Source organism: Pseudomonas sp. AO-1 (assembly GCF_019775695.1).
GTDB lineage: Bacteria > Pseudomonadota > Gammaproteobacteria > Pseudomonadales > Pseudomonadaceae > Aquipseudomonas > Aquipseudomonas parakoreensis.
Window position 1 is genome coordinate 5,698,122 of sequence record NZ_CP079947.1, and the last position, 22,430, is coordinate 5,720,551.

The 22,430-nt window shown below is 58.9% G+C and carries 20 protein-coding genes; 5 read left to right on the plus strand and 15 right to left on the minus strand.

The window, feature by feature from the left end:
* Together ftsH and rlmE are read right to left on the minus strand one after the other, a co-directional pair.
* Positions 1-1,908 carry an ATP-dependent zinc metalloprotease FtsH gene (gene ftsH, locus KVQ82_RS26055; protein WP_027610779.1) on the minus strand — a complete coding sequence of 636 codons (1,908 nt, stop codon included), beginning with the start codon at positions 1,906-1,908 and terminating at the stop codon, positions 1-3.
* Between the two features lie 202 nt (positions 1,909-2,110).
* A complete protein-coding gene (rlmE, locus tag KVQ82_RS26060; protein WP_003221536.1) occupies positions 2,111-2,740 on the minus strand; it encodes a 23S rRNA (uridine(2552)-2'-O)-methyltransferase RlmE in 630 nt (209 codons plus the stop codon).
* Between the two features lie 101 nt (positions 2,741-2,841).
* On the opposite strand from rlmE, the gene KVQ82_RS26065 reads away from it, so the two are divergent.
* The gene (locus KVQ82_RS26065; RefSeq protein ID WP_003221534.1) at positions 2,842-3,150 is read left to right on the plus strand and encodes a YhbY family RNA-binding protein; all 309 of its coding nucleotides are present in this window, start codon (positions 2,842-2,844) and stop codon (positions 3,148-3,150) included.
* Between the two features lie 9 nt (positions 3,151-3,159).
* Here KVQ82_RS26065 and KVQ82_RS26070 read toward each other — a convergent pair whose 3' ends face one another.
* From KVQ82_RS26070 to grpE, 8 genes are all read right to left on the minus strand, one after another.
* Positions 3,160-3,564, minus strand: coding sequence for an MFS transporter (locus KVQ82_RS26070; RefSeq protein WP_095667564.1), 405 nt, complete (start codon positions 3,562-3,564; stop codon positions 3,160-3,162).
* A 28-nt stretch (positions 3,565-3,592) separates the two neighbouring features.
* The gene (gene greA, locus KVQ82_RS26075; RefSeq protein WP_041066788.1) at positions 3,593-4,069 is read right to left on the minus strand and encodes a transcription elongation factor GreA; all 477 of its coding nucleotides are present in this window, start codon (positions 4,067-4,069) and stop codon (positions 3,593-3,595) included.
* On the minus strand, positions 4,066-7,287 hold the full coding sequence (carB, locus tag KVQ82_RS26080) for a carbamoyl-phosphate synthase large subunit (protein ID WP_047291165.1): 3,222 nt from the start codon (positions 7,285-7,287) through the stop codon (positions 4,066-4,068). The genes greA and carB overlap by 4 nt, the downstream gene beginning before the upstream one ends.
* A 126-nt stretch (positions 7,288-7,413) precedes the next feature.
* Positions 7,414-8,550 carry a glutamine-hydrolyzing carbamoyl-phosphate synthase small subunit gene (carA, locus tag KVQ82_RS26085; protein WP_222016606.1) on the minus strand — a complete coding sequence of 379 codons (1,137 nt, stop codon included), beginning with the start codon at positions 8,548-8,550 and terminating at the stop codon, positions 7,414-7,416.
* 257 nt (positions 8,551-8,807) lie between these two features.
* Positions 8,808-9,614: a 4-hydroxy-tetrahydrodipicolinate reductase gene (gene dapB / locus KVQ82_RS26090; protein WP_222016608.1), complete on the minus strand. Its 807-nt coding sequence runs from the start codon at positions 9,612-9,614 to the stop codon at positions 8,808-8,810.
* 9 nt (positions 9,615-9,623) lie between these two features.
* A complete protein-coding gene (gene dnaJ, locus KVQ82_RS26095; protein ID WP_222016610.1) occupies positions 9,624-10,748 on the minus strand; it encodes a molecular chaperone DnaJ in 1,125 nt (374 codons plus the stop codon).
* Between the two features lie 296 nt (positions 10,749-11,044).
* Positions 11,045-12,961, minus strand: coding sequence for a molecular chaperone DnaK (gene dnaK / locus KVQ82_RS26100; protein WP_003221521.1), 1,917 nt, complete (start codon positions 12,959-12,961; stop codon positions 11,045-11,047).
* A 102-nt stretch (positions 12,962-13,063) separates the two neighbouring features.
* Entirely contained in the window at positions 13,064-13,630 is a 567-nt protein-coding gene (gene grpE, locus KVQ82_RS26105; RefSeq protein WP_007961425.1) for a nucleotide exchange factor GrpE, read from the minus strand.
* Positions 13,631-13,870: 240 nt separating this feature from the next.
* Here grpE and recN point away from each other — a divergent pair, with 240 nt between their 5' ends.
* On the plus strand, positions 13,871-15,544 hold the full coding sequence (gene recN / locus KVQ82_RS26110) for a DNA repair protein RecN (protein ID WP_095139827.1): 1,674 nt from the start codon (positions 13,871-13,873) through the stop codon (positions 15,542-15,544).
* A 75-nt stretch (positions 15,545-15,619) separates the two neighbouring features.
* On the opposite strand, the gene fur is transcribed toward recN, so the two are convergent.
* The gene (gene fur, locus KVQ82_RS26115; protein WP_003221515.1) at positions 15,620-16,024 is read right to left on the minus strand and encodes a ferric iron uptake transcriptional regulator; all 405 of its coding nucleotides are present in this window, start codon (positions 16,022-16,024) and stop codon (positions 15,620-15,622) included.
* Between the two features lie 97 nt (positions 16,025-16,121).
* Between fur and KVQ82_RS26120 the strand changes: the two genes are divergently transcribed.
* Positions 16,122-16,649 carry an outer membrane protein assembly factor BamE gene (locus KVQ82_RS26120; protein WP_027610774.1) on the plus strand — a complete coding sequence of 176 codons (528 nt, stop codon included), beginning with the start codon at positions 16,122-16,124 and terminating at the stop codon, positions 16,647-16,649.
* A gap of 61 nt (positions 16,650-16,710) precedes the next feature.
* Here the strand turns inward: KVQ82_RS26120 and KVQ82_RS26125 are convergent, their stop codons facing one another.
* The 3 genes from KVQ82_RS26125 to KVQ82_RS26135 are packed head-to-tail and all read right to left on the minus strand — an operon-like array spanning position 16,711 to position 18,863.
* Positions 16,711-17,025: an RnfH family protein gene (locus tag KVQ82_RS26125; RefSeq protein ID WP_041066768.1), complete on the minus strand. Its 315-nt coding sequence runs from the start codon at positions 17,023-17,025 to the stop codon at positions 16,711-16,713.
* A complete protein-coding gene (locus tag KVQ82_RS26130) occupies positions 17,018-17,452 on the minus strand; it encodes a type II toxin-antitoxin system RatA family toxin (protein WP_003221509.1) in 435 nt (144 codons plus the stop codon). Before KVQ82_RS26130 ends, KVQ82_RS26125 begins: the two co-directional genes overlap by 8 nt.
* 7 nt (positions 17,453-17,459) lie before the next feature.
* The gene (locus tag KVQ82_RS26135) at positions 17,460-18,863 is read right to left on the minus strand and encodes a sodium-dependent transporter (protein WP_222016612.1); all 1,404 of its coding nucleotides are present in this window, start codon (positions 18,861-18,863) and stop codon (positions 17,460-17,462) included.
* A gap of 119 nt (positions 18,864-18,982) precedes the next feature.
* Here KVQ82_RS26135 and smpB point away from each other — a divergent pair, with 119 nt between their 5' ends.
* Entirely contained in the window at positions 18,983-19,465 is a 483-nt protein-coding gene (gene smpB / locus KVQ82_RS26140) for an SsrA-binding protein SmpB (protein ID WP_003221505.1), read from the plus strand.
* A gap of 102 nt (positions 19,466-19,567) precedes the next feature.
* Here the strand turns inward: smpB and KVQ82_RS26145 are convergent, their stop codons facing one another.
* Positions 19,568-20,335 (minus strand): FCD domain-containing protein, encoded by a 768-nt coding sequence (locus KVQ82_RS26145; RefSeq protein WP_222016613.1) that lies wholly within the window; start codon positions 20,333-20,335, stop codon positions 19,568-19,570.
* Positions 20,336-20,596: 261 nt separating this feature from the next.
* Here KVQ82_RS26145 and KVQ82_RS26150 point away from each other — a divergent pair, with 261 nt between their 5' ends.
* On the plus strand, positions 20,597-22,291 hold the full coding sequence (locus tag KVQ82_RS26150; protein ID WP_027610771.1) for a lactate permease LctP family transporter: 1,695 nt from the start codon (positions 20,597-20,599) through the stop codon (positions 22,289-22,291).
* Positions 22,292-22,430 lie beyond the last annotated feature (139 nt).

A 22,430-nucleotide genomic window follows, 5' to 3' on the forward strand; every position in this document is an offset into this window, starting at 1 on the left:
TTAAACGTCAGCAGCCGGACCGCCGATCGGTGTTTCCGGACGCTCATCCTGAATCACCGGAGGCGGAGGCGTACCCGTGCCACCTGTCCAGTCACGCGGTTCACGTGGCGTACGACCCGCCATGATGTCGTCGATCTGCTCGGCATCAATAGTTTCGTACTTCATCAGCGCATCAGCCATGGCATCCAGTTTGTCACGGTTGTCCGTGAGGATCTGCTTGGCCGTGCCGTAGCACTGATCAATGATACTGCGCACTTCAGAGTCGATAAGTTTGGCTGTCTCACCGGAGAAGCTGGCATTCTGACCGCCACCACCGCGACCGAGGAACACCTCTCCCTCTTCTTCGGCGTACATCAGCGGACCGAGTTTTTCCGACAGCCCCCACTTGGTCACCATGTTCCGCGCAATCTGACTGGCACGCATGATGTCGTTGGACGCGCCGGTGGTCACACCGTCGAAACCAAGAGTCATTTCTTCGGCGATACGCCCACCGTACAGCGAGCAGATCTGGCTGATCAGCGCACGCTTGGACAGGCTGTAGCGATCCTCTTCCGGCAGGAACATGGTCACACCCAGCGCACGACCACGCGGAATAATCGAAACCTTGTAGACAGGATCATGCTCAGGCACAACGCGCCCAACGATCGCATGGCCCGCTTCGTGATAAGCGGTGTTCTGTTTCTCTTTCTCGGACATGACCATGGATTTGCGCTCGGCGCCCATCATGATCTTGTCTTTGGCCAGCTCGAATTCTTTCATTTCGACGATGCGCTTGCCGCTACGTGCAGCGAACAGCGACGCTTCGTTGACAAGGTTGGCCAGATCCGCGCCAGAGAAGCCCGGGGTACCGCGCGCGATAACGGCCGGAGCCACATCATCACCCATTGGCACTTTACGCATGTGAACCTTGAGGATCTGCTCGCGACCGCGGATATCCGGCAAACCTACAACGACCTGACGGTCAAAACGGCCCGGACGCAGCAGCGCAGGGTCGAGCACGTCGGGACGGTTGGTCGCTGCAATCACGATGATGCCGTCATTCATTTCGAAGCCGTCCATCTCTACCAGCAACTGGTTGAGAGTCTGCTCACGCTCGTCGTGACCGCCGCCCATGCCGGCGCCACGGTGGCGACCGACGGCGTCGATCTCGTCGATGAAGATGATGCAAGGCGCGTGCTTCTTGGCCTGCTCGAACATGTCGCGAACGCGGCTTGCACCAACACCCACAAACATTTCAACGAAGTCGGAACCGGAGATGGTGAAGAACGGCACTTTCGCTTCGCCGGCAATCGCCTTGGCCAGCAAGGTTTTACCGGTACCCGGAGGGCCGACCATCAATACGCCGCGAGGAATACGACCGCCGAGGCGCTGGAACTTGCCCGGATCACGCAGGAACTCAACCAGCTCACCAACTTCTTCCTTGGCTTCGTCGCAACCAGCAACGTCAGCCAGCGTGGTCTTCACCTGGTCTTCGGAGAGCAGGCGCGCCTTGCTCTTGCCAAAGCTCATCGGCCCACCCTTGCCGCCGGCACCACCCTGCATCTGGCGCATGAAGAACATGAACACCGCGATGATCACCAGGATCGGGAAGCTGGCCACCAGAAGTTGAGTCCAGATGCTTTGCTGCTCAGGCTGCTTGCCTTCAACCACAACGTGATTGTCGACCAGATCGCCGATCAGGCCATTGTCCTGGATCGCCGGACGAATGGTCTTGAAGCTGTCGCCATCGTTGCGCTTGCCGGTAATCACATAGCCGTCAACGGCTACGCGCTCGACCTTGCCATCCTTGACCTGCTGGATGAAGTCGGAATAGTTGAGGGTCTGCGGCTCGTTAGGGCTGGAGAAGTTGTTCATCACCGTCACGAGGACTGCCGCGATGATCAACCACAGGATCAGATTCTTTGCCATATCGTTCAATTAACTACCCTCTGAAGCAAGCTCCGCTACTGGCGCGCGCTTCGCATGATATTCACCGGCCTAACTTACTACATTACCTACAACTCTTGCAGGCGCCGTCTGTAACCCTTTGTGAAACACTTTCTACACAATATTCGCTTATGCACGCGGGGCAAAATACGAAAAACCTATCACCCTGCCAAAAAACCTCGTTTTACTCATTACCTCCGCGGTAGCCCCAAGCCAGCATGTATTGCTCGCGGGAACTGCCACGGGAGGAATCCGGCTTGATCATCTGGATCTTGTCGAACTTTTTCCGAGCATCCTTCAGGTAGACATCAAAACCTTCGCCCTGAAAAATCTTGATCACGAAATTACCACCCGGCTTGAGTATCCGCTCTGCCAGATCAAGCGCCAGCTCGCAAAGGAACATGGCTTTGGGCATGTCCACTTCAGGCGTACCACTCATATTGGGGGCCATATCGGAAATCACAAGGTCCACCTGTGAATTACCCACGGCTTCAAGAATTCGCGCGAGCACTTCGTCCTCGGTGAAGTCACCCTGAATGAAGGTCACGTCAGGGATGCTGTCCATCTCCAGGATGTCCGAAGCGATCAGTCGCCCCTGACCACCGATCAGCCGGCTGGTGACCTGTGACCAGCCGCCAGGCGCCGCGCCCAGGTCGACAACACTCATGCCGGAGCGGATCAGCTTGTATTTCTCCTGGATCTCCAGAAGCTTGTAACTCGCACGCGAGCGGTAGCCATCCTTCTGCGCCTGCTTCACATAAGGATCGTTGACATGTCGTTTCAGCCAACCAAGGCTTGTCTTGGAACGCGCCATTGGGCACCTCGATAATAAGGGTCGTGATTAATTGGGCGGATCCACGAACCCTCGGGTAAAATGGCCGCCATTTTACAGAATCCAGACGAAAGGGTCAGATTATGCCGCTCACTCCAGAGCAGAAGAAACAGTACAAATCCATTGGTCACCACCTGAAACCGGTTTTGACGGTGGCGGACAACGGTCTGACTGAGGGTGTATTAGCCGAGCTTGAACGCGCCTTGGCGGATCACGAGCTGATCAAGATCAAGCTCAACATCCTCGACCGCGAGTCGCGCCTGGCGCACATTGCAGAACTGTGCAAGGTCGGCAAGGCTGATCTGGTACAGGTCATCGGCAAGATGGCACTGGTTTATCGCAAGAACTTCAGCGTCAACAAGCAGCTGTCGAACGTTCATCGCTTCAAGTGATGACAAGGGTCAAGGGTGTGCTTCGCGCACCCTGCCACTCCATCCCGGCAGCGGCTGCAACACCAGCACCAGCCCGGAGAAGCCTAACAGCAGAAAACTGAATGCCTGCCAGCGCTGCGCTTGCGGCCAGCCGACATGCACGGCGACAAACATCGCACACGCATACAGTGCCATCAGCAGCACCTGCCCGCGAAAATCCCGCCACAGACTGGCAAGGCCCTCGGCCCGTACCAGCACCAAAGCCTGAAAAATCACGCAGGCAGCGGCAAAAATCACCAGCGACACTTCGAACGCATCGGCAATCTCATCGATCAGCAACGGTGCCAGACCAATCTTGCCCAGCACCGGTCGCAAACCGAGATGAATCAGCCAAAAGCCGCCGACCCACAACATCTGGGTCAGCTGCCAAAGCATGGCGCCCGCACGTAGCGGGCGCCCGCCTTCAGATGTGACGGACTTCGACAATCTCGTACTCGATAACACCACTCGGCGTTTTCACGGCAACCACGTCACCCTCTTCCTTGCCGATCAAGGCACGGGCCAAGGGCGAGCCGACCGAAATCTTGCCGAGTTTGAAGTCAGCCTCATCCTCACCCACGATGTGGTAAGCGACGCTTTCATCCGTCTCGACGTTGGCGATTTCGACGGTGGTACCGAAGATCACTTTGCCGGTGTGCGGAATGGTCGTGACATCAATGATGACCTGATTCTGGATCCGGCCTTCGATATCGCGGATCCGCGCCTCGACCATGCCCTGCTGTTCGCGGGCGGCATGGTATTCGGCGTTTTCCTTCAGGTCACCCAGCTCGCGAGCCGTACCGATGTCCTGGCTGAGCTTCGGACGAACGACCTTGGTCAGGTGAGCGTGTTCTTCTTCCAGGGCTTTTGCACCCTGGACGGTCATTGGGTACTTGATCATGCCTTCAATCCTGCGTGTAGATCCTGCAAGCGGCGTACGGTCTTCTCGGGACCGAACTTCAGCGCTTCACAGATAGCCTCGCCCGCAGCAATGGTGGTGGTGCAGTAGATCTTGTGCTGCAGGGCATTGCGACGAATGGAGTAGGAATCAGCGATCGACTGACGACCTTCGGTGGTGTTGATGATCAGGGTGACTTCGTCATTCTTGATCATGTCGACCACGTGCGGACGACCCTCGGTCACCTTGTTCACACGGCGCACTTTCAGGCCTGCAGCTTCGATCAGCTTGGCAGTGCCGGCAGTGGCGACCACTTCGAAGCCCAAGTTGATCAGATCACGGGCCACGCCTGCAACCAGCGGCTTGTCATCGTCACGCACGCTGATGAACGCGGTACCGCCGGTCGGCAGCACTTCGCTCGCGCCCATCTGGGCCTTGGCGAAGGCCTCACCGAAGGTGTCGCCGACGCCCATCACTTCACCGGTGGACTTCATCTCCGGACCGAGGATCGGGTCAACGCCAGGGAATTTGGCGAACGGGAACACCGCCTCTTTCACGCTGTAGAAGTTCGGGATGATTTCCTTGGTGAAGCCGATTTCCTTCAGGGTCTTACCGGCCATGACGCGAGCGGCGATCATTGCCAGGGAAACACCGATGCACTTGGACACGAACGGTACGGTACGCGAAGCGCGCGGGTTGACTTCGATGACGTAGATGTCTTCGCCCTGCAGAGCCAGTTGCACGTTCATCAGGCCGACAACGCCCAGCTCCAGGGCCATTTTCTTGACCTGTTCGCGCATCTCGTCCTGGATGTGCGCCGGCAGCGAGTACGGCGGCAGCGAGCACGCGGAGTCACCGGAGTGAACGCCTGCCTGCTCGATGTGCTGCATGATCGCGCCGATTACCACGTCTTTGCCGTCGCAGACCGCATCCACGTCCATCTCGATGGCGCAATTGAGGAAGTGGTCGAGCAGCACCGGACTGTCGTTGGACACTTGCACCGCATCACGCAGGTAGCGCTTGAGTTCATCTTCCTTGTAGACGATTTCCATCGCGCGGCCGCCCAGTACGTAGGACGGGCGCACCACCAGCGGATAACCGATTTTCGCGGCAGCGCGAACGGCTTCATCTTCGCTGCGCACGGTGGCGTTTGGCGGCTGACGCAGGTTCAGGCGCTCAACCATTTGCTGGAAGCGCTCACGGTCTTCGGCACGGTCGATGGCGTCAGGGCTGGTACCGATGATCGGCACGCCAGCGGCTTCCAGGGCACGCGCCAGTTTCAGCGGAGTCTGGCCGCCGTACTGGACGATCACGCCTTTCGGCTTCTCGACGCGGCAGATTTCCAGCACGTCTTCCAGTGTTACCGGCTCGAAGTACAGACGGTCGGACGTGTCGTAGTCGGTGGAAACGGTTTCCGGGTTGCAGTTGACCATGATGGTTTCATAGCCGTCTTCGCGCAGTGCGAGAGCGGCATGTACGCAGCAGTAGTCGAACTCGATGCCCTGGCCGATACGGTTCGGACCGCCACCCAGAATCATGATCTTGTCGCGACCGGACGGCGCGGCTTCGCACTCTTCCTCGTACGTCGAGTAGAGGTAAGCAGTGTCGGTGGCGAACTCGGCGGCGCACGTGTCAACGCGCTTGTAGACCGGGAACACTTCCAGTTTTTGACGGTGCGTACGCAGGTTCTTCTCGGTCACACCCAGCAGTTTGGCCAGACGCTGATCGGAGAAGCCTTTGCGCTTGAGCTTGAACATCAGGTCGCGGTCGATAGCGGACAGACCGAGGGTCTTGACCTTCTCTTCTTCCTTGATCAGATCTTCGATCTGCACCAGGAACCACGGGTCGATCATGTTCATGCCGAAAATGTCTTCGACGGTCATGCCGGCGCGGAATGCGTCCGCCACGTACCAGATACGCTCGGCGCCCGGCACGGTCAGCTCGCGCTTGAGGATGCTCATGCTTTCCGGGTTGCTCAGGTCGAGCTTCTCGTCCAGCCCGCAAACGCCCACTTCCAGACCGCGCAGGGCTTTCTGCAGGGATTCCTGGAAGGTGCGGCCGATGGCCATGACTTCACCGACCGACTTCATTTGCGTGGTCAGGCGTGCGTCAGCCTTGGCGAATTTCTCGAAGGCGAAACGTGGCAGCTTGGTCACGACGTAGTCGATCGACGGCTCGAAGGACGCCGGGGTCTTGCCGCCAGTGATGTCGTTCGACAGTTCGTCGAGGGTGTAGCCCACAGCCAGTTTGGCCGCGACTTTGGCAATCGGGAAACCGGTGGCTTTCGAAGCCAGTGCCGAGGAACGCGATACGCGCGGGTTCATCTCGATCACGACCATGCGGCCAGTGTCCGGGCAGATACCGAATTGCACGTTGGAGCCGCCGGTCTCGACGCCGATCTCGCGCAGTACCGCCAGCGAGGCGTTACGCAGGATCTGATATTCCTTGTCGGTCAGGGTCTGTGCCGGAGCAACGGTGATGGAGTCACCGGTGTGCACGCCCATCGGGTCGAAGTTCTCGATCGAGCAGACGATGATGCAGTTGTCCTTTTTGTCGCGGACAACTTCCATTTCATATTCTTTCCAGCCGATCAGCGATTCGTCGATCAGCAGCTCTTTGGTCGGCGACAGGTCCAGACCGCGGGCGCAGATTTCTTCGAACTCTTCACGGTTGTAGGCGATACCGCCACCGGTGCCACCCATGGTGAAGGACGGACGGATGATGCACGGGAAGCCCAGACGCTCGAGGACGGCGTTGGCTTCTTCCATGCTGTGGGCGATACCGGAACGCGGGCATTCCAGACCGATGGATTTCATGGCCTTGTCGAAACGCGAACGGTCTTCAGCCTTGTCGATGGTGTCGGCGTTGGCACCGATCATTTCCACGCCGAACTTTTCCAGAACGCCTTCGCGCTCCAGATCCAGGGCGCAGTTCAGTGCAGTCTGGCCGCCCATGGTTGGCAGCACCGCGTCCGGGCGCTCTTTTTCGATGATCTTGGCCACGGTCTGCCACTTGATCGGCTCGATGTACGTGGCGTCGGCCATGTCCGGGTCGGTCATGATGGTGGCCGGGTTGGAGTTCACCAGGATGACGCGGTAACCCTCTTCGCGCAGGGCTTTGCAGGCCTGGGCGCCGGAGTAGTCGAATTCGCAGGCCTGGCCGATAACGATCGGGCCAGCGCCGAGAATCAGGATGCTTTTAATGTCTGTACGTTTTGGCATGGGTTTGTCACTCAAATCCGCAGGTCAGTCGGCAAGCCGTCTTGATCGATTTCTGAAGCCCTGAGGGGCGCCACCGGGGTCGGGGCCGCCCTCGAGGGCTTCTCGCTACAGTCTCAAGGCGAACGCTTAGCGTCGCTTGGCCATCTCGTTGATGAAGCGGTCGAACAGGGGCGCCACATCGTTCGGGCCCGGGCTCGCTTCAGGGTGGCCCTGGAAGCTGAACGCGCTCTTGTCAGTGCGCTCGATGCCTTGCAGGGTGCCGTCGAACAGCGATTTGTGAATCGCACGCACGTTGGCCGGCAGGGTCGCTTCGTCAACCGCGAAACCGTGGTTCTGGCTGGTGATCATCACGACGCCAGTGTCCAGATCCTGTACCGGGTGGTTGGCACCGTGGTGGCCATGGCCCATTTTCAGGGTCTTGGCTCCGGAGGCCAGAGCCAGCAGTTGGTGACCGAGGCAGATACCGAAGACCGGAATTTCGGTTTCCAGCACTTCCTTGATCGCCTTGATCGCGTAGTCGCAAGGCTCCGGGTCACCAGGGCCGTTGGACAGGAACACGCCGTCCGGCTTGAGCGCCAGCACGTCGGCTGCCGGGGTTTGCGCCGGCACCACGGTCACGCGGCAGCCGCGCTCGACCAGCATGCGCAGGATGTTCAGTTTGACACCGTAGTCGTAGGCAACCACGTGATACGGCAGCTCGGACGCCTCGATGGTCGCGTGGCTGTCGGTCTTCAGATCCCAGACAGTGGAGCGCCATTCGTACTTTTCCTTGGTGCTGACGACTTTCGCCAGATCCATGCCCTTCAGGCCCGGGAAGCCTTGCGCGGCGGCAATTGCAGCTTCTTCGGAGATGTTGTCGCCGGCCATGATGCAGCCGTTCTGTGCGCCTTTTTCACGCAGGATGCGGGTCAGGCGACGAGTATCGATACCAGCAATTGCCACAACGTTGTTGGCTTTCAGGTAGTCGGACAGGGACATCGTGTTACGCCAGTTGCTCGCTACCAGCGGCAGGTCACGGATGACCAGACCAGCGGACCATACGCGGTCGGACTCGGCATCTTCTTGCGTGGTGCCGGTGTTGCCGATGTGCGGGTAAGTCAGGGTAACGATCTGTTGGGCGTAGGAAGGATCGGTAAGGATTTCCTGATAGCCGGTCATTGCGGTGTTGAACACCACCTCACCAACGGTTTGACCGTCGGCTCCAATGGCTTCGCCGCGAAAAATGCTGCCATCAGCAAGGGCGAGTATGGCTGGCTTAGTCAAGAAGACCTCCCGTAAATAACGCATGAAAGGGCAATCGCAGGTTGTAAAAAAGCGGAGTGACGTATGGACACGTCACCCCGCTTCTTCACTGAATTATTCTGCGCGCTTTTAGTGGACACACTAAAGCTGTAGCTTACAGAAAAAGGCTTTTTTGGTCCACCGCTAAAGAGCCTAAAAGGCCGGAGAATGCGACAGGCCGTCGCGCGGTGCAGAAAAACCAGCGCAAACCGGGCGTTTGCGCTGGGTAAAACCGTCAATCAATGCAGGTCGAGCACGTCCTGCATGTCATACAGACCCGGCTCGCGGCCATCCAGCCACAACGCCGCACGCACCGCGCCCTTGGCGAAGGTCATGCGACTGGAAGCCTTGTGCGTAATCTCCAGGCGCTCGCCTTCGCAGGCAAACAGCACGGTGTGATCACCGACCACATCACCACCGCGAACGGTGGCGAAACCAATGGTTTCCCGCTCGCGCGCACCGGTGTGACCTTCACGACCATAGACCGCGACTTTCTGCAGATCACGATCCAGCGCATCGGCAATCACTTCACCCATGCTCAGCGCCGTGCCCGAAGGCGCGTCAATCTTGTGCCGGTGATGCGCTTCGATGATTTCGATGTCGGCATCGTCGCCCAACACCCGGGCAGTCATTTCGAGCAGCTTCAACGACAGGTTGACCCCGACGCTGAAGTTGGCCGCGAACACGATCGGAATATCCTTGCCCGCCTCGGCCAGCAGCTGCTTTTGCGCAGCGTCGAGCCCGGTGGTGCCGATGACCATGGCCTTGCCGGCCTTGCGGCAGAACGCAAGGTTTTTCAGCATGACTTCCGGCAGGGTGAAGTCGATCAGCACATCAAACTCTTCAGCCACCGATTCGAGATTGCCGGACAACGGCACACCGATGCGACCCAGCGAAGCCAGCTCACCGGCGTCCACCCCGATCAGCGTACTGCCGGGACGAACGATCGCCGCGGTCAGGCCGGTCAGCGGCGCGCGCTGTTGCACGGCCTCGACCAGAATCTTGCCCATGCGCCCGGCGGCGCCCATCACAGCTATACGTCGCATGCCGACTCCTTACAGATCGCCGAAGAAGCGCTTCACACCATCGAACCAGCCGGTGGTTTTCGGCGAGTGGCTGTTGTCGTCCGCCAGCGAGCTGCGGAATTCCTCGAGCAATTCGCGCTGACGACGATTCAGATTGACCGGGGTCTCAACCGCTACACGGCACATCAAGTCGCCCGCACCGCCGCCACGCACCGGCGCCACGCCTTTGCCGCGCACGCGGAACTGCTTGCCGGTCTGGGTGCCTTCGGGGATTTTCAATTTGACGCGACCGTCGAGGGTCGGGATTTCCAGTTCGCCGCCGAGCGCCGCATCAACAAAGCTGATCGGCACTTCGCAGAACAGGTGTTTGCCATCGCGCTGGAAGATGTCGTGCTCGCGCACGTTGATCACCACGTACAGGTCGCCAGTCGGGCCGCCCTGAGTGCCCGCCTCGCCTTCGCCGGACAGACGAATGCGGTCGCCGGTATCAACACCCGCCGGCACTTTGACCGACAGTGTTTTGTACTCTTCGACGCGACCGTCGCCGTGGCAGGAATCGCACGGATCGGAAATGATCTTGCCCTGGCCATGGCAGCGCGGGCAGGTCTGCTGCACCGAGAAGAAGCCCTGCTGCATGCGCACCTGACCGATGCCGCCGCAGGTCGGGCAGGTCGATGGCGACGAGCCTTTCTTGGCGCCGGAACCGTCGCACGGCTTGCAGTTGACCAGTGTCGGAACGCGGATATTCACGGTGGTACCGCGTACCGCTTCTTCCAGATTCAGCTCCAGGGTGTAGCGCAAATCGCTGCCGCGCTGGGCCCCGCCACGGGAACCGCTGCGACCGCCACCGAAGAAGTCACTGAAGACATCACCAAAGATGTCAGAGAAATTCTGCCCGCCGAAACCGGCACCACCGCCACCCATGCTTGGGTCGACGCCAGCATGACCGTACTGGTCGTAGGCCGCGCGCTTGCTCGAATCGGACAATACTTCGTAGGCCTCGTTGGCCTCTTTGAACAGTTCTTCCGACGCTTTGTCATCGGGATTACGGTCCGGGTGGTGCTTCATCGCCAGGCGACGATAGGCCTTTTTCAGGTCTGCATCGCTTGAACCACGCTCTACACCCAATACTTCGTAATAGTCACGCTTTGCCATAAGTCTTTGCACTCTTGAGGACGTTCGGCAAACCCCTCCTGAGGATGGCCAAACTCGTTGAGCCCCAATACAGGCCCGGACCCAACTCACGTCAATTCAACGATCCTGGTCTTTGTTTCTTGTGGTACTTGCGGCACGAAAAGCAGGAGCATTTCCGGCCATACCAACAGCACGCAAGGCTTGTCGCATGCTGTAAAAATTCACGTATTCCAGATACGCCAACGCGGGAGCAAGCTCCCGCGCGGCGACATCCTACCAGTCACCGCCGCAAGGCAGTCAACCGGCCGACCAACAACTTACTTGTGGTCTTTGACTTCTTCGAACTCGGCATCGACAACATCGTCAGCCTTTTCAGCTTTCTCGTCGTGCGGTGCCGCGCCTTCAGCAGGCTGAGCCTGTTCGGCGTACATCTTCTGGGCAACCGGAGCCGAGACTTTCGACAGCTCTTCGATCTTCGCTTCGATGGCAGCCTTGTCGTCGCCTTTCACAGCGGCTTCCAGTGCAACCACGGCAGCTTCGATCGCGGTCTTCTCTTCAGCGCTGACCTTGTCGCCCGCTTCGGTGACCATTTTGCGAGTCGAGTGAACCAGTGCATCACCCTTGTTACGGGATTCAGCCAGTTCAGCGAACTTGCGGTCTTCCTCGGCGTTCAGCTCGGCATCGCGAACCATCTTCTGAATTTCTTCATCCGACAGACCGGAGTTGGCCTTGATGGTGATCTTCTGCTCTTTACCGGTCGCCTTGTCTTTCGCACCGACGTGCAGGATGCCGTTGGCGTCGATGTCGAAGGTCACTTCGATCTGCGGCACGCCACGTGGAGCGGGTGGAATGTCGGCCAGGTCGAATTTGCCCAGGGACTTGTTCTGTGCGGCTTGCTTACGCTCACCTTGCAGAACGTGAATGGTCACAGCGCCCTGGTTGTCGTCGGCAGTCGAGAACACTTGCGATTTCTTGGTAGGAATCGTGGTGTTTTTCTCGATCAGCGCGGTCATCACGCCACCCATGGTTTCGATACCCAGGGTCAGCGGGCTGACGTCGAGCAGCAGAACGTCTTTCACGTCACCGGCCAGAACGGCGCCCTGAATCGCAGCACCCATGGCAACCGCTTCGTCCGGGTTCACGTCTTTACGTGCTTCTTTACCGAAGAAATCGGTCACCAGCTTCTGTACCAGCGGCATACGGGTCTGACCGCCGACCAGAATCACGTCGTTGATCGCGCCAACGTCGATACCGGCGTCTTTCATGGCGATACGGCAAGGTTCGATGGTGCGCTGAACCAGGTCTTCAACCAGTGCTTCGAGCTTGGCACGCGAAATCTTCACGTTCAGGTGCTTAGGACCGGTAGCGTCTGCAGTGATGTACGGCAAGTTGACGTCGGTCGACTGCGCGGACGACAGCTCGATCTTGGCTTTCTCAGCGGCTTCTTTCAGGCGCTGCATGGCCAGCGGGTCACCTTTGAGGTTCATGCCGCTTTCTTTCTTGAATTCGTCAACGAGGTAGTCGATCAGACGAATGTCGAAGTCTTCACCGCCGAGGAAGGTGTCACCGTTGGTGGCCAACACTTCGAACTGGTGCTCGCCGTCAACCTCAGCGATCTCGATCACGGAAACGTCGAAAGTACCGCCACCCAGGTCGTAAACGATCACGGTGTGATCGCCCTTGGCCTTGTCCATACCGTAAGCCAGAGCAGCCGCGGTTGGTTCGTTGATGATACGTTTAACGTCCAGACCGGCAATGCGGCCGGCGTCTTTGGTCGCCTGACGCTGGCTGTCGTTGAAGTAGGCCGGAACGGTGATCACCGCCTCGGTCACAGGCTCGCCAAGGTAGTCTTCGGCGGTCTTCTTCATCTTCTTCAGGATTTCAGCCGAGATTTGTGGCGGCGCCATTTTCTGGCCGTTCACTTCAACCCAGGCGTCGCCGTTGTCAGCCTTGGCGATTTTGTACGGGACCATCTTGATGTCTTTCTGTACGACTTCTTCGTCGAACTTGCGACCGATCAGACGCTTCACCGCATACAGGGTGTTGTGCGGGTTGGTCACTGCCTGACGCTTGGCCGACTGACCAACGAGGATTTCACCATCGTTGGCGTAAGCGATGATCGACGGCGTGGTGCGCGCGCCTTCGGCGTTTTCGATAACTTTGGCTACGCCGTTTTCCAGCACGGAGACGCAGGAGTTGGTAGTCCCCAGGTCGATACCGATAATTTTGCCCATGTTCACTCTCCCGAAACTTTGGATTTTGTTGCCGCAGCAGTGGTGGCTAACTGCGGTAATACTTAAACGCTTGACTTCTAAATGGGGGCCTTGCGGCTAATTTCAAGCCTTCTCGTCAATCGAAGGCGAAATTGGCGCCGGCGCCTTGCTGACCACAACCATGGCCGGACGCAACAGGCGACCGTTGAGCTGGTAGCCCTTCTGGAACACCTTCAGAACGCTGTTCGGTTCGACGTCGGCGCTTTCCTGCATGGCCATCGCCTGATGATGAACGGCGTTGAACGGTTCGCCATGCGGATCGATCGCTTCAAGCTGATAACGCTTGAGGGTGTCGTGGAACATTTTCAGGGTCAGCTCGATGCCTTCGCGCATCGGACGGATGCTTTCGTCGTCCGGGCTCGACAACTCGAGGCCGCGCTCCAGGCTGTCAACGATCGGCAGCAAGTCACCGGCGAATTTTTCCAGCGCAAACTTGTGCGCCTTCTCGACATCCTGCTCGGCACGGCGGCGGACGTTCTGCAGATCGGCAGCTACGCGCAGCGACTGATCCTGCGCGGCGGCCAACTGCTCTTCGAGCACTTGTACACGGGTCGCCAGGTCGTCACCCGAAGTTTCGGGCGCCTGATTGGCTTCTGGATTTTGCGTATCTACTGTCTGTTCGTCAGCCATAGAATTCTCCTTTCAATTACGTCCGCGAGCTGTACTCGCGCTTCTGCCCCGATATATGGGGCCGCAAAATCAGGCTTCAAGGGCCTGCAATGATTAACCCTACAAAAAAGTGCTGCATTGTCATTCCCGCTCGGACTAAGCATTTGATCGGATCAAGCAAATCGAGCTAAGCGAGGGCATTGTCAGCCTGAAACAAAACACTGTATAAATAACCAGACCTAAAGCCTGGGAGCGGCCTTTATGCTGGTGCACCTGTCCGTACATAACTACGCCATCGTTGAACATCTCGATCTCGAACTCGATCGCGGGATGAGCGTGATCACAGGGGAAACCGGCGCCGGCAAGTCGATCATGCTCGACGCATTGGGCCTGACCCTGGGCGATCGCGCCGACAGCGGTGTGGTCCGCCCGGGCGCCGACAAGGCCGACATTCTGGCCACCTTCGATCTGGTCGACATCCCTGAAGCCCATGCCTGGCTGGCCGAACGCGACCTGGAAAATGACGGCCCGTGCATCCTGCGTCGGGTGATCACCGCCGAAGGCCGTTCGCGCGGCTATATCAATGGCACGCCCTGCCCGCTCGGCGATCTCAAGGCTCTCGGCGAACTGCTGATCGATATCCACAGCCAGCACGAACACCAGTCCCTGCTGAAAACCGATACCCATCGCCGCCTGCTCGACGAATACGCCGGCGCTACCGATCTGGCCCGTCAGGTTCAACTGGCCGCGCAGCGCTGGCGTCAGACCCGCCAGGAACTGGAGCGCCTCTCCAACTCGGGTGACGAGCAACGCGCGCGTCACCAATTGCTCAGCTACCAGCTCGAAGAACTGGAGAACCTCGGCCTCGGCGAAAACGAACTCGAACAGCTGGAGCAGGAACACAAGAATCTGACCAACGCCGAAACCCTGCTTGGCATTTGCCGACAGGTGGTCGAGCAGTGCAGCGAAAGCGATTCCGGCAATGTGCTGAATGCACTGACCGCCAGCCTCAATCGCCTGTCGAGCGTGAACAACTCGGTTGGCGCACTGGGCGAAGCCAGCAGCCTGCTGACCAGCGCACAGATCCAGGTCGAAGAAGCCGTGGGCGAGCTCAATCGCTTCCTCGACAACTTCGATGCCGACCCGGCGCGCCTGCAATATCTGGAAGAACGCCTCGACGCGATTTACACCTTGGCGCGCAAGCACCGGATCCAGCCAACCGAAGTCGCCGAGATGCAGCAAAAGTTGCTGGATGAGATCGAAACCCTCAACGCCAATGACGAATCCATCGAGCGTCTGGGTGAAGAGCTGGCTTCCTACGCACGCCACTATCAAGAGAAAGCCCGCGAGCTGAGCGACTTGCGCCATCAAGCCGCCGGCAGCCTCGCAAGCGCCGTGGAACAGGAAATCCAGCGCCTGGGCATGCCCGGCGGTCGCTTCACCATCGAATTGCGCGCCAACAGCAGCGACGAATTGCTACCCAACGGTCTGGAGCAAGTCGAGCTGCTGGTCAGTGCCAACCCCGGTCAGCCGCTGAAGGCGCTGGCCAAAGTGGCCTCCGGTGGCGAGCTGTCGCGGATCAGCCTGGCGATTCAGGTGATTACCGCGCAGACTTCACGGGTACCAACCCTGGTATTCGACGAAGTGGACGTGGGGATCGGCGGGCCGACAGCGGAGATTGTCGGCCAATTGTTGCGACGTCTTGGCGATCGTGGGCAGGTACTGACCGTGACGCACTTGCCGCAAGTGGCGGCGCAGGGTCATCAGCATTTATTCGTGCACAAGGTACGGGGCGAACAAGCGACTCACACCGCAGTGTCCAAGCTGAGCAAGAACGACCGTATAGAAGAAGTGGCGCGGATGCTGGGCGGCATCGACCTGACCAAAGAGTCTTTGGCTCACGCGAAAAAAATGGTGGTCACCGCAAAAGTTTAAAAGCAGCAGAAAGCACGAAGGCGACCCTTGGGTCGCCTTCGTTCGTTTCGCGAACCTGAAATTCGCGCGACATGCTTACTTTTTCTTGCGTACGTACAGCACCAGATTGTGATCTACCAGATCAACACCGTGCTCCTCGGCAATTGCCTTCTGGAGCTTTTCGATTTCCGGACTGACGAATTCGACGACTTCACCGGTTTCCACGTTGACCATATGGTCGTGGTGGCCACCGTCGGCCAATTCGAATACCGCGTGGCCACCGTCGAAGTTGTGACGGACCACGAGGCCAGCAGCTTCGAACTGGGTCAGAACACGGTAAACCGTGGCCAGACCGACGTCCTCGCCCGCTTCCATCAACGCCTTGTAGACGTCCTCGGCACTCATGTGACGCTGCTCGGTAGAGTCGAGCATTTGCAGGATCTTGACCCGTGGCAGGGTCACTTTGAGGCCGGCTTTGCGTAGTTCGCTATTTTCAACCATGGTCAGCTTTCTCGCGATGCTGCTTCGCAGCTTCTCTTAATGCGGGTATGATCGGCGTTTACGTTGTCCCAGCCAAGATAGTGGAAGTCGCCCACCGATGCAAAACACCAAGCTCTTGCTAACCAGTTTCACCTTTGTGGGACTGCTCGCACTCGCCGGTTGTTCATTCCCCGGGGTTTACAAAATCGACATCCAGCAGGGCAATGTCGTCACGCAGGACATGATAGACCAGTTACGCCCGGGAATGACCCGTCGGCAAGTACGGTTTATCATGGGTAACCCTCTGCTGACCGACACGTTCCATGCCGATCGCTGGGATTATCTGTACAGCCTGCAACCTGGTGGCGGTGAACGCCAGCAGGAGCGCGTGAGTGTCAACTTCAACTCCAACGACCAGCTTGTCAGCCTGTCCGGTGACTTCATGCCGGGCGTAAGCCGTGACGAAGCCATTCTCGGCAAGGACAGTGGCACCAGCGTGACCGCCCCTGCTGAAAACGCCGAGAAGCCGAAGCCGGAACAACCCGCCAAACCAGGCTCCTTGCTGGATTCGATCCAGAAGGACGTGGACGGTGTTGAAACCGTTCCGGTTCCGACGCCTGAGCCGCTGGACACCTCCCCGCAGTAATGCGCGAGGCAATAAAAAACCCGGAATTTCCGGGTTTTTTATTGCCTGCGATCTGGGCAGACTACTGATTTCGCGCTTTGGCCTCGGCAGCCTTGGCCGCCCGCAGGCGTCGCACCTCTTTCGGATCCGCCAGCAACGGCCGGTAGATCTCGATGCGCTCCCCCGCCTGAATCAAGCGACCCTGTGGATCAGCCACCACCTTGCCGAAGATCCCCAGCGGACAATCACTCAGATCCAGCTCCGGGAATTCATCGCCGATACCTGACTTGAGCACCGCCTCACGCACTGTCGTCCCTTCTGGGACGCTCAAAGTGCGCAGAAGCTGACGATCCACGGCGGCATACACCACTTCAATCTCGATCACCGGATCAACCATGCATCTGCTTGGCACGCTGGCAGAACGCATCCACCAACGTATTCGCCGCCTGATTGAACAGCGGGCCGAGCGTCGCGCGCACCAGCGGGCCGGCGTAGTCGAAAGACAGGTCAAGACTGATCTTGCAGGCCTTCTCGTTCAACGCCTTGAAGACCCAGACGCCATGCAGCTGATTGAACGGGCCTTCTTCCAGGTTCATCTCGATCGACTGCCCCGGCACCAGCGTATTGCGCGTGACGAAGTGCTGACTGAGGCCGCCCTTGGCCACGCCAACGCTGGCGCGCATGTGCTCGGGCGAGCTTTCCAGCACTTCGGCGGACGAGCACCATGGCAAGAATTCCGGGTAACGCGCGACGTCGTTGACCAGGTCGTAGAGGAATTGCGCCGGGTAGGGCAGCAACGCCGAACGTTGAATATGTGTCGTCATGTAAGCGTTACTTCCAGAGCTGAGCGGCAAACACTACAAGAATGCCGATAGGCGCCACGTAGCGCATCAAGAACAAGGACAGGGCAAACAGCGCCGGGTTACGAATCGACAACTCTTCCCGCACCGCCTCACGCCCCATCACCCAACCGGCAAACAGCACGAAGCACAGGCCACCGAGCGGCAACATGATCCGCGAGGTGAAGAAGTCGATCACGCCGAAGAAGTCCAGACCGCCCGCCGCACCCCATTGGTAGAGATGGAACAGCCCGCCTTCGTTCACGAAAAATTTGGCTTCCTTCCAGATATTGAACGAGAAAACCGTACCCAGACCGACGAACCAGCAGATGAACGCCAGCCAGAAAGTCACCCAGCCACGGCTGATTTTCGTGCGTTCAACCAGATAGGCAACCATCGGTTCAAGCAAGGAAATCGCCGAGCTCCAGGCGGCAATCGCCACCAGCACAAAGAACACCACGCCCATCAACTGGCCGAAAACCACGTTACCGAAGGCAAATGGCAGACTAACAAACATCAGGCCCGGGCCTTCGCTAGGGTTCAAACCGCCGGCGAACACAATCGGGAACAATGCCAGACCAGCCACCAGCGATACGAAGGTGTCGAGCAGTGCCACACCGACCACGGTGCCGGACAACGAGGCTTCCTTGGTCATGTAAGCGCCGTAGATCATGATCGAGCCGACGCCCACGCTCAGGGAAAAGAACGCGTGGCCCATGGCGGGCAGCAAGCCGTCGAGGACTTTTTCCGGATGGAAGTCGAACATGAAATGCACGCCTTCCATGAAATGCCCGGTAGTCATGCTGTAACCCAGCAATACCAACACCATCACGAACAGCAGCGGCATCATGATCCGCAGGCTGCGCTCCAGCCCGGCAACCACGCCTTTGGCGATCACTACGGCCGACAACAGCATGAAAACTGTGTGCCAAAGTGTCAGACGCCAGGGATCGGAGATCACATTGCCAAAATAAGCACCGACCTGCTCCGCCGTAGCGCCCTGGAAGTCGCCGCGCCCCATGTCGATGATGTAATCCAGCGACCAGCCGCCGACCACACTATAGAAAGACAGGATCAGCAACGCCGTGATCATCCCGGCAAACGCGCCCCACGACCACTTGCCCGAATGCCCGGCCTCCCGCGCCAGCACCTTCAAGGCGTTCGCCGGACTCTGCCGTGCGCGCCGGCCGATCAGGGTTTCAGCCAGCATGACCGGGATCCCGATCAATGCGATGCAGGCGAGAAACATCAGCACGAAGGCGCCGCCGCCGTAGACCCCGACCATGTAGGGGAATTTCCAGATGCTGCCCAGTCCCACGGCCGAACCGGTCGCGGCGAATATGAAAACCCAGCGGCTAGCCCAACTGCCGTGGACAGAAACCTTGTCTGTCGACATTGAATATCACGCCCAAGCGTTAGAAAAAGAGGCCGCATTGTCCGGGATTCACTCAACCTGCTCAAGCACGCAGCATCACCGTAGCCGAGGATCATTTATCTCCATATAATGCCGCCCCTATGGCTAAACAGAAGAAACACCCAACAGGGACCATCGCGCAGAACAAAAAGGCGCGACACGATTACTTCATCGAACATCGTTTCGAGGCTGGTCTGGTCCTGGCCGGCTGGGAAGTAAAAAGTCTGCGGGCAAGCAAGCTGCAACTGGTCGACAGTTACGTGCTGCTCAAGGACGGCGAAGCCTGGCTTCTCGGCAGTCACATCACGCCGTTGATGACCGCCAGCACCCACGTCATCGCCGATCCGACCCGCACCCGCAAACTGCTGCTGAACAAACGCGAGCTGGAAAAACTCGCCGCTGCCGTGCAACAGAAAGGCTACGCCTGCGTGTGCCTGTCCTTCTACTGGAGCAAGCACATGGTCAAGTGCGAGATTGCTCTGGGCAAGGGCAAGAAGGAATACGACAAGCGTGACACCGAGCGCGAACGCGACGCCGGACGAGAGCTGCAGCGCGCTGTGCGCAACAAGGGCAAGGAAGAATAATTTCTTCTGCCTGAAAAGATCGCAGCCTTCGGCAGCTCCTACAGGGAAAGACACATTCCTGTGTAGGAGCTGCCGAAGGCTGCGATCTTTTTGCTTCTAAAGCTACATTCCCTTGCGCCGCTCCGCCCGAGCCATGCGCTGAACTTCCTGCCGCACCTCTTCCAGCACTTCCTGCACATAAAGTATGTGCCGACTGGAAACCTCCCGCGCCTGCTCCGCACGCCCTTCGATAATCGCCAGGTACAGCTCCCGGTGCTGAGAGATCAGCATGTCGCGGGTTTCCGTGCGTTGTTTGTACATACCGCCGATGTTGGTCACCACGTTGCGCTTGAGCAAATCGAAAAGCCCGCGAATGGTGTGCAGCAGCACCGCATTGTGGCTGGCTTCGGCAATCGCCAAATGAAACTTCGCATCCGCCGCGCCCTCTTCCACCCGGCTCACTTCGTCATGCCGCGTGTAGCAATCCTGCAGCTCGTTGAACGCTGCGGTCAGGCGCTCACGATCCACATCCGTGGCGCGCAATGCTGCGTAATAGGCACACGATGCCTCCAGTGTGTGCCGAAACTCCAGCAAATCGCGCTGTGCTTCGGGGTTGCTCTCCAGCAGCAATAGCAGGGGGTCGCTGAAGGTCGATCCGAGGGATTCCACCACGTAATTGCCGCCGCCCTGGCGACTGACCAGCAAGCCCTTGGCCGCCAGTTTCTGAATCGCTTCGCGCAACGACGGACGCGACACGCCGAACTGCTCGGCCAAGGTGCGCTCAGCCGGAAGCCGCTCGCCGGACTTCAGCGTGCCCTCGAGGATCATCCCCTCGAGGCGCTCGACAATATCGTCAGACAAACGGCGCTGACGAATCTGATCAAACCCCATAACTCATTTCTCCACGATCCCGACCGCTCGCCGGGCTCTCTATTCTGGCCTATCGGCGCCCCGCCGACACCTGTCAGAGCACATTTGCCCGAGCGGATCAGATGCCTTCTGCACCGCTTATTCGACAAAAGTTTCAGGGCGACAAATTGACACACCGACATCAAGGCTTTTACCCTAGCCAACAGCGATTGTAAATTGGTATTACCAATTAACCAAGAACGCTGACAGTGCCTGACCAACAACAATTAGGGGCCACCCCATATGCAAACCTGGCAACAGCTCTATACCCCGCTCGGCAGTCTCGGCGTCTCCGCACTCGCGGCCGTCATTCCCATCGTTTTCTTCTTCCTGGCTCTGGCGGTGTTCCGCCTCAAGGGTCATGTGGCCGGCAGCATCACGCTCGCCCTGTCGATTGCCGTGGCGATTTTCGCCTTCCACATGCCGGTCGACATGGCTTTCGCCGCTGCCGGATACGGCTTTGCCTATGGTCTGTGGCCGATTGCCTGGATCATCGTCGCGGCGGTGTTCCTCTACAAACTGACGGTCAAGAGTGGTCAGTTCGAGGTCATTCGCAGTTCGGTACTGTCGATCACCGACGACCAGCGCCTGCAGGTGTTGCTGATCGGTTTCTGCTTCGGCGCGTTCCTTGAAGGTGCCGCCGGCTTCGGCGCGCCAGTGGCCATTACCGCCGCGCTGCTGGTCGGTCTCGGGTTCAACCCGCTGTACGCCGCCGGCCTGTGCCTGATTGCCAACACCGCGCCGGTCGCCTTCGGCGCCCTTGGGATTCCGATCATCGTGGCCGGCCAGGTCACCGGTATCGACGCGTTCAAGATCGGCGCCATGACCGGTCGCCAACTGCCGCTGCTCTCGCTGTTCGTGCCGTTCTGGCTGGTGTTCATGATGGACGGCCTGCGTGGTGTGCGTGAAACCTGGCCGGCAGCACTGGTTGCAGGCCTGAGCTTCGCCGTGACCCAGTACTTCACCTCGAACTTCATCGGCCCGGAACTGCCGGACATCACCTCGGCCCTGGCCAGCCTGATTTCCCTGACCCTGTTCCTCAAAGTCTGGCAGCCAAAACGCGCCGCCGGCCAGCACATCGCCGGCGCCGTGTCGGCCTCGGTGGTAACCGCCAGCGCCGGCGGTTTCGGCCAGAAGCGCAGCACCGTGGCGTCGCCTTACAGCCTCTGGGAAATTTTCATCGCCTGGTCGCCGTTCCTGATCCTTACCGTGCTGGTAACCATCTGGACGCTGAAACCCTTCAAAGCCATGTTCGCCGCTGGCGGTTCGATGTACGCCTGGGTATTCAACTTCGCCATCCCGCACCTGGATCAGCTGGTGATCAAGACTGCGCCGATCGTGGCCACACCGACTGCGATTCCGGCGGTGTTCAAACTCGACCCGATTTCCGCGACCGGTACCGCGATTTTCTTCTCGGCGCTGATCTCGATGCTGGTATTGAAGATCAACTTCAAAACTGGTCTGACCACTTTGAAAGAGACCTTCTACGAACTGCGCTGGCCTATTCTGTCGATCGGCATGGTGCTGGCCTTCGCCTTCGTCACCAACTACTCGGGCATGTCTTCCACGATGGCGCTGGTCCTGGCCGCGACCGGCGCAGCCTTCCCGTTCTTCTCGCCGTTCCTCGGCTGGCTGGGCGTGTTCCTCACCGGTTCCGATACTTCGTCCAACGCGCTGTTCAGTTCGCTGCAGGCGACCACCGCACACCAGATCGGCGTCAACGACACCTTGCTGGTAGCGGCCAATACCAGCGGCGGCGTGACCGGCAAGATGATCTCGCCACAATCGATCGCCGTGGCCTGCGCCGCGACCGGCCTGGTCGGCAAGGAATCGGATCTGTTCCGCTTCACCCTCAAGCACAGCCTATTCTTTGCCACGATCGTAGGCCTGATCACGCTGGCCCAGGCCTACTGGTTCACCGGCATGCTGGTGCACTGATCCTATAAACAAAACGGAAATAACCGACGCCGGCTGGTGATTCCGGCGTCAGCAATTCACCACCCGGTCTGTAAGGCTGTTGAAAGCAAGGCGCTTTATATTCAGCAGCCGCCACAGACGGATAACCGGGCCCACCCGG

Bases quoted from the DNA above. Each gene is read 5' to 3' on its own strand.
- recN (WP_095139827.1), top strand. From the start codon at position 13,871: ATGCTGGTGCACCTGTCCGTACATAACTACGCCATCGTTGAACATCTC.
- rlmE (WP_003221536.1), bottom strand. From the start codon at position 2,740: ATGGCGCGTTCCAAGACAAGCCTTGGTTGGCTGAAACGACATGTCAAC.
- dnaK (WP_003221521.1), bottom strand. From the start codon at position 12,961: ATGGGCAAAATTATCGGTATCGACCTGGGGACTACCAACTCCTGCGTC.
- KVQ82_RS26120 (WP_027610774.1), top strand. From the start codon at position 16,122: ATGCAAAACACCAAGCTCTTGCTAACCAGTTTCACCTTTGTGGGACTG.
- dnaJ (WP_222016610.1), bottom strand. From the start codon at position 10,748: ATGGCAAAGCGTGACTATTACGAAGTATTGGGTGTAGAGCGTGGTTCA.
- KVQ82_RS26070 (WP_095667564.1), bottom strand. From the start codon at position 3,564: ATGCTTTGGCAGCTGACCCAGATGTTGTGGGTCGGCGGCTTTTGGCTG.
- grpE (WP_007961425.1), bottom strand. From the start codon at position 13,630: ATGGCTGACGAACAGACAGTAGATACGCAAAATCCAGAAGCCAATCAG.
- greA (WP_041066788.1), bottom strand. From the start codon at position 4,069: ATGATCAAGTACCCAATGACCGTCCAGGGTGCAAAAGCCCTGGAAGAA.
- KVQ82_RS26145 (WP_222016613.1), bottom strand. From the start codon at position 20,335: ATGGGGTTTGATCAGATTCGTCAGCGCCGTTTGTCTGACGATATTGTC.
- carB (WP_047291165.1), bottom strand. From the start codon at position 7,287: ATGCCAAAACGTACAGACATTAAAAGCATCCTGATTCTCGGCGCTGGC.
- KVQ82_RS26125 (WP_041066768.1), bottom strand. From the start codon at position 17,025: ATGGTTGATCCGGTGATCGAGATTGAAGTGGTGTATGCCGCCGTGGAT.
- KVQ82_RS26065 (WP_003221534.1), top strand. From the start codon at position 2,842: ATGCCGCTCACTCCAGAGCAGAAGAAACAGTACAAATCCATTGGTCAC.
- smpB (WP_003221505.1), top strand. From the start codon at position 18,983: ATGGCTAAACAGAAGAAACACCCAACAGGGACCATCGCGCAGAACAAA.
- dapB (WP_222016608.1), bottom strand. From the start codon at position 9,614: ATGCGACGTATAGCTGTGATGGGCGCCGCCGGGCGCATGGGCAAGATT.
- fur (WP_003221515.1), bottom strand. From the start codon at position 16,024: ATGGTTGAAAATAGCGAACTACGCAAAGCCGGCCTCAAAGTGACCCTG.
- ftsH (WP_027610779.1), bottom strand. From the start codon at position 1,908: ATGGCAAAGAATCTGATCCTGTGGTTGATCATCGCGGCAGTCCTCGTG.
- KVQ82_RS26135 (WP_222016612.1), bottom strand. From the start codon at position 18,863: ATGTCGACAGACAAGGTTTCTGTCCACGGCAGTTGGGCTAGCCGCTGG.
- KVQ82_RS26130 (WP_003221509.1), bottom strand. From the start codon at position 17,452: ATGACGACACATATTCAACGTTCGGCGTTGCTGCCCTACCCGGCGCAA.
- KVQ82_RS26150 (WP_027610771.1), top strand. From the start codon at position 20,597: ATGCAAACCTGGCAACAGCTCTATACCCCGCTCGGCAGTCTCGGCGTC.